Origin of the sequence: Trinickia sp., from assembly GCF_051961175.1 — a bacterium.
Classification (GTDB): domain Bacteria; phylum Pseudomonadota; class Gammaproteobacteria; order Burkholderiales; family Burkholderiaceae; genus Trinickia.
Window position 1 is genome coordinate 1 of the sequence record NZ_JBQCDN010000435.1, and the last position, 6,191, is coordinate 6,191.

Here is a 6,191-nt window from a genome sequence, read left to right on the forward strand (position 1 = left end):
GCGCCACGAGTCGCGCGCCGGCGCGGGCGGTCTGGTCGAGGGGCTGATTGCCGACGTGCGCGAACAGACCCAGGTCGCGCTCAAATCGACCGATTTCAAGCTGGAGACGTTGCCGGCGCATTTGTTCCTGAACTTCAAGGCCATCGACGAGCATGGCCGGCAGCTCGCCATGGGCAGCAACCTCGCGCAACTGCGCGCGGAGATGGGGGCGGATGCGCAGCGGCATTTCCAGAAGCTCTCAGCGGGAGCGGCATTGAACACGGGCGGCGCGGCAGGCGAGGCACAGCCAGCGGGGCGGGTGGCGAGCGGCGCACGTCCCTTCGCGGGACCGGGCGCCAAGGCTGGCGTCGCCGCGGCGAATGCCCCTGGGGGAACGGGAGAGGGAAGTGGAATCGGAACCGGAACGGCGCTCTACGACAATCTGACGACGTGGAACTTCGGCAAGCTGCCGGAACTGCTCGAGATCCGGCGCGGCGGACAGACGTTGTTCGGCTATCCGGCGCTCGTCGATCGCACAACCCATTGCGACGTCGAAGTATTCGATTCGCCCGAAGAAGCCGCACGGATCCACCGGGCCGGGCTGCGGCGTTTGTTCGCGTTGCAGCTGCGCGAGCCGATCAAGTACCTGGAAAAGAACCTGCCGGGCTTGCGCGAAATGGCGATGCAGTTCATGCCGCTCGGCACTCAGGAGGTGCTGCGCGATCAACTGATCGACATGACGCTCGAACGCGCTTGTCTGCAAGAGCCGCTGCCCGTGGACGACGCGAGCTTCCATGCGCGCCGCGACGAGGGCAAGGGCCGGCTGTCGCTGTTGGCACAGGAAATCGCGCGTCTGGTCGGACAGATCCTGACCGAATACGCGGCCGTGACCAAGAAGCTTGCGCAGGCCAAGCCGTTCGCGCAGGCCTATGCGGATATGCAGCAGCAATTGCAGGCGCTGATCGGCAAGCGGTTCGTCGTCGATACGCCTTACGCTCAGCTCGCGCACTTTCCGCGCTACCTGAAAGCGATGGGGCAGCGCATCGATAAACTCAAGGCCGACCCTGCGCGCGATGCGCGCTCGTTCGCGGAGATGCAGCCGTTGCTGATCCAGTATCAGCGCGCGCAATCGGCGCGCGCGGGTGTGGCCGATCCGCGGCTGACGGAATTCAGATGGCTGCTCGAAGAATTGCGTGTTTCGCTGTTCGCGCAGGAACTCCGCACGCCGATGCCAGTCTCCGTCAAGCGTTTGCACAAAGTGTGGGAATCGATGCAGCGATGAGCACGGCGGCGCGATACCGCCCCATATCCGCTTTCCATTCCCGGCTGCGGGGGCCCCGAGTTTTTTGAATCTTCGTCAACCGCGCCGGGGCGCAAACGTTTTATGATGGCGGCGGCTTTTTCGAACGGGTTCCCATGCTTATCTCTTTTCTCACACGCACTGCGCGGGCCAAGCAGCTCGCCGGTGTGCTCGCGGCCGCTTGCGTTGCGGCTGCATCCCCGGCGGTACACGCGAACGACGTCATCGTGCTCAATTCCGGTGAAGCGACGCTCTCGCTGATCGATCAGGCGACGGAACAGATCGTCGGCACCAGGATTTCGACGGGCAAGGAGCCTCACCATTTGATGCTGACGCCTGACAGCCGCTCGCTGATCGTGGCCGATTCGGTATCGAACGATCTGATGTTCATCGATCCGAAAACCGGCAAGCTGCAAAAGCGCCTGGAAGGTGTCGAAGATCCATACCAACTGGGTTTCTCGCCCGACGGCAAGTGGTTCGTGACGACGGGGCTGCGTCTGGATCGCCTCGACATTTACTCGTATGACTCCAAGACGGAGACGCCGACGCTCGTCAACCGCCTGCCGCTCGCGACAATGCCGAGCCATATGGCGTTCTTGAAGGACAACAAGACGGTGTTCGTCACGCTGCAGGTGTCGGGCGAAGTGGCTGCCGTCGATCTGCCGACGCAAACGGTCAAGTGGAAGATGAAGGTTGGCGATACGCCGGCCGGCCTCTGGCTGACGCCGGGCGAGAAATACCTGCTCGTCGGCATGACCGGGGAGGATGACGTCGCGGTCATCGATTGGCGCACGCAAAAGGTCGTCAAGCGAATTCAGACGGGCAAGGGCGCGCACAACTTCCGCTCCCTGGACGATGGCGTGCACGTTGCTGTGAGCAACCGCGTGGCCAGCACGATCAGCATCATCGACGAGAACACCCTGACGAACGTGGGCGACATCACGGGCCTGCTGCCCGGTCCCGACGACATGGAGCTGACCTCCGACAAGCGGTATATGTGGGTGACGTTCCGCTTCGCCAAACACGTCGGCATTATCGACATGAACACGCGCAAGCTCATCAAGACGATTGCCGTCGGCCGCTCGCCGCACGGGATCTTCTTTGACGACCGTGCGCCGGTGACGGCACCGAACGGCGCTTGAGCGCGGGACCTGTCGCCATGCTGCATACGATCGTCGCGTTGCTCGATGGGGTCGTCTCGTCGTTGCAAACCTCGCTTTACATCGACGTCATCCAGCCGCTGCTGTTCAAGTTCGGTTGGATGGATTACGACGAGGACACGTACGACGCGCTGTACCCCGTCATCGTCGGCTTTCTGACAATTGTCTCGATGTACGCGTTGCTGCGGCCGCTGGAGGCATGGCGGCCTGTCGAGCGGTGGGAAAACCGCAAAGCGCTGCGCGTGGATGTGCTGTACACCTGGGTCACGAAGCTCGGGCTCTTCAACCTGTTCTTTTTCGTGGCGTTTCAGCCGATCTTCGATCGGAGCCAGGTCTGGCTCCGTTATCACGGCATCGCGAACGCCAATCTCGATACGCTTTGGCCCGGCGTGACGTCCAAGCCGATCGTTGCGTTCGCGATCTACCTCATCGTGCTCGATTTCGCCGGCTACTGGTATCACCGCTGGCAGCATCGCTTCGGCGTGTGGTGGGAACTGCACGCCGTGCATCACAGCCAACGGCAGATGTCGCTGTGGTGCGACGACCGCAACCATTTGCTCGACGACGTCATTCAAGCGGGCTTTTTCGCCGCGATCGCGCTCGCGATCGGCATTGCGCCGACGCAGTTCGTCGTACTGAGCGCCGTCACGAATTTCGCCCAGAGCGTGCAGCATACGAACGCGCGGCTGCCGTTCGGCCCGCTGCTGGAGCGGCTGATTATCAGCCCCTCGTTCCATCGCCGGCATCATGCGGTCGGCTATGGCCACGAGGGAACGGCCTACGGCTGCAACTTCGGTGTGCTGTTCCCGTGGTGGGATATGCTGTTCAAGACAGCGTCCTGGAATCGCGCGGTCGAACCGACCGGCATCCGCCAGCAGATCGAGGGTGAATCGTATGGAGAGGGTTTTTTCGCACAGCATTGGCTCGCGTTCGTGCGCATCGCGCGCCGGCTCGGCCTGCGTCGCTCCGGCGGCGGGGATGCCGCCGCGGTTTGACGGGGCGGGCGCATGAGCGAGTTTTTGCGCGCTCTCGGCAAGGCGGCGGCCGGCGCTGTGCATCCGCGCATGCTGTGGCTCACGTTCCTGCCGTTCGTGGTGGCCGCGGCCGGGTGGGGGGCCTTCTTCTGGTTCATGTGGCAGCCGCTCGTGGGTGCGGCACGCGCCTGGCTGGCCGCCTCGTGGCTGGGTACCACGCTCGATCACGCCTTCGATTGGGTGGGCATGAGCGCGCTGCATGCGGCACTGGGGCCGTTTGTCGTGGTCGCGTTATCGATCCCGCTCATCGTGACGACGGTGCTGCTTTTGATCGCCACCATTTCGATGCCGCTCGTGGTGCGCCATCTGTCGCTGCGGCGCTATCCCGATCTGGAGCAGCGTCGCGGCGGATCGTGGTACGGTTCGCTCGCGCATTCGCTCGTGACGGCCGTCGTGGGCGTCGTGCTGTTCCTCGTGACGCTGCCGCTGTGGCTCATCCCACCGCTGTTCGCCGTGATTCCGCCGCTACTCTGGGGCTGGTTGACCTACCGCGTCATGACTTACGACGCGCTCGCGCTGCATGCGAGCCCCGCCGAGCGCCGGGCGCTGATCCGGCGCCATCGGGGGCCGCTGTTTGCGATCGGGGTGGTGTCGGGCCTGATCAGCACGGTGCCGACGCTCATTTGGGCCGGCTCCGTCTGGCTCGTCGTATTGTTCCCGTTGATTACCGCCGCCACGATCTGGATCTATGCGTTTATCCTCGTGTTTTCGGCGCTATGGTTCGGCCATTATTGCCTGGACGCGTTGCAGCGCCTGCGCGCCGACGAGGCGCTTCCATCCACTTGAGGGCGGTATATGGCATTTGGCGTGATCATCATCGGAGATGAAATCCTTTCGGGCCGGCGCGTGGACAAGCACCTGCCGAAAGTCATCGAATTGCTGAGCGCCCGCGGCCTGGCGCTCGGCTGGGCCGAATATGTCGGCGACGATCGCGAGCGCATCACTGCCACGCTGAAGCGTTCGTTCGCCTCGGGGGATATCGTGTTTTCGACGGGCGGGATCGGTGCGACGCCCGACGATCACACCCGCCAATGCGCGGCGCAGGCGGCGGGCGTGCCGCTCGAACTGCATCCCGAAGCGGCGGAACTGATCCGTAGCCGCATCCGCGACATGCAGGCGGCGTCAGGCACGGGTGGCGCCGCCGAACCGATCGACTTCGACGCGCCCGAGAATCTCCATCGCATGAACATGGGCGTGTTTCCGCGCGGCGCCACGATCATCCCGAACGGCTACAACAAGATTCCGGGCTTTTCGCTCGGCGATCATCATTTCGTGCCGGGCTTTCCGGTCATGGCCTGGCCGATGATCGAATGGGTGCTCGATACCCGCTACGCGAATCTGCACCACGCCGTTGCGCACGCGGAGCGCTCGCTCTACGTGTTCGAGTTGATGGAATCGACCCTGACGCCGCTCATGGAGAAAATCGAAGCCGATTTTCCGGGCGTGCGCGTGTTCAGCTTGCCGAGCGTCGGCGATGCCGAGCGCGGCGGCGTCTTCGCGCGGCGGCATATCGATCTGGGCGTCAAAGGCGAACCCGAGGCGGTTGCCGCCGCGTTCGTCAAGCTCAGGGAAGGCGTGCATCTGCTCGGCGGCGATATCGTCGAGCCGCAGGCGGATTAAGCCCGGGAATCAGGCCCGGAATCCGGGCCTGAAATCCACGCCCTAAAATCAGGCCCCCATCCACGGCAGCCCGCGAAAGCACCAGCCGGTGACCGTCTTGCGGTGGCCGTTGCCGTCCTTGTCGCCTTCGAACCCTTCGAGCAGATCGTAGGCGTGCTCGAATCCGGCTTGTGCGGCCGCGACGGCCGCGAGTTTCGAGCGCGCCGCGCTGCGGCACAGGAACAATACGGGGGTGTCCTTGGCGGGCACCGCCTGCGTCAGTTGCTCGACGAATTCCGCATTCGGCACGCCGCCCGGATACCGTGTCCATTCGAGATGCACGTATTGGCCGTCGCCGACGAGCGGCCGGCCAACCCAGTCGAGTTCGGCGCGCGTGCGCACGTCGACGAGACGCGCGCGCGGGTCCAGCTGCAAAAGCTCGAACGCTTCATGCGGCGACACGGCGCCGGCATAGGGCAATTGATGTTCGGCGCGGCGCGCGCCGGCTTGCGCGAGGATCTGTTCGAGCGAACTCATGGCCCGTCTTCTCCGTGGTTTGGTAAAGGGACATTCTAGCCCCGCGTCTGCGTGCGCTTCCACCGGGTCGGCACAAACGGGGATGCGCTCGGTTGCCAACGCGATGCGCCGAAACAGTGCAATTTACACAGCGATGCACCACAATGGGCGGTACAGCCCGAAAAATGCCCGGCAGCGCACCAGTGATGTGCATTGGCTTGCTCGAACTTGGAAAGCGTTGTTCGCGGCGGTGCGCGTTCGGGTCCACCACGGGGCGCGGCCCGACGGGCCACACCTCACATAAGGCGGATTCGTGCGAACGCCCTGGCACGGAAGCTGCTTTTACCCGCGGCGATCGCTTGCAAGATCGGCTGTGGCGCTGGAAGGCGCGATGAGCCGACGCTCGATAAAAGCGAAGAACCGCCGAACCTATCAATGGAGAAGAGGATATGAGTAAATCCGTGGCCGACGTCATTCAGCTCGTGAAGGACGAGGACGTCAAGTTTGTCGACTTTCGCTTCACCGATACGCGCGGCAAGGAGCAGCACGTCTCGGTGCCGCTGTCGGCGTTCGACGAAGACAAGTTCGAGAGCGGCCATGCGT

At 63.8% G+C, this 6,191-nt stretch carries 7 protein-coding genes; 6 read left to right on the forward strand and 1 reads right to left on the reverse strand.

Annotated features, from left to right (window positions below; all coding sequences use genetic code 11):
- From ACTHL0_RS24600 to ACTHL0_RS24620, 5 genes are all read left to right on the forward strand, one after another.
- Positions 1-1,261 (forward strand): DUF3418 domain-containing protein (locus tag ACTHL0_RS24600; protein ID WP_440569675.1); only part of this gene is annotated, 1,261 nt, incomplete at its 5' end.
- Positions 1,262-1,395: 134 nt separating this feature from the next.
- Entirely contained in the window at positions 1,396-2,421 is a 1,026-nt protein-coding gene (locus tag ACTHL0_RS24605; protein ID WP_440569676.1) for a YVTN family beta-propeller repeat protein, read from the forward strand.
- A 17-nt stretch (positions 2,422-2,438) separates the two neighbouring features.
- The gene (locus ACTHL0_RS24610; RefSeq protein ID WP_440569681.1) at positions 2,439-3,434 is read left to right on the forward strand and encodes a sterol desaturase family protein; all 996 of its coding nucleotides are present in this window, start codon (positions 2,439-2,441) and stop codon (positions 3,432-3,434) included.
- Positions 3,435-3,446: 12 nt separating this feature from the next.
- A complete protein-coding gene (locus tag ACTHL0_RS24615; RefSeq protein ID WP_440569677.1) occupies positions 3,447-4,259 on the forward strand; it encodes an EI24 domain-containing protein in 813 nt (270 codons plus the stop codon).
- Positions 4,260-4,268: 9 nt separating this feature from the next.
- Positions 4,269-5,093, forward strand: coding sequence for a competence/damage-inducible protein A (locus ACTHL0_RS24620; protein ID WP_440569679.1), 825 nt, complete (start codon positions 4,269-4,271; stop codon positions 5,091-5,093).
- A 48-nt stretch (positions 5,094-5,141) separates the two neighbouring features.
- Here the strand turns inward: ACTHL0_RS24620 and ACTHL0_RS24625 are convergent, their stop codons facing one another.
- Complete coding sequence (locus tag ACTHL0_RS24625; protein WP_440569680.1) at positions 5,142-5,609, reverse strand: rhodanese-like domain-containing protein; 468 nt, start codon at positions 5,607-5,609, stop codon at positions 5,142-5,144.
- A 428-nt stretch (positions 5,610-6,037) separates the two neighbouring features.
- On the opposite strand from ACTHL0_RS24625, the gene ACTHL0_RS24630 reads away from it, so the two are divergent.
- Positions 6,038-6,191 (forward strand): glutamine synthetase beta-grasp domain-containing protein (locus ACTHL0_RS24630; protein ID WP_440569682.1); only part of this gene is annotated, 154 nt, incomplete at its 3' end.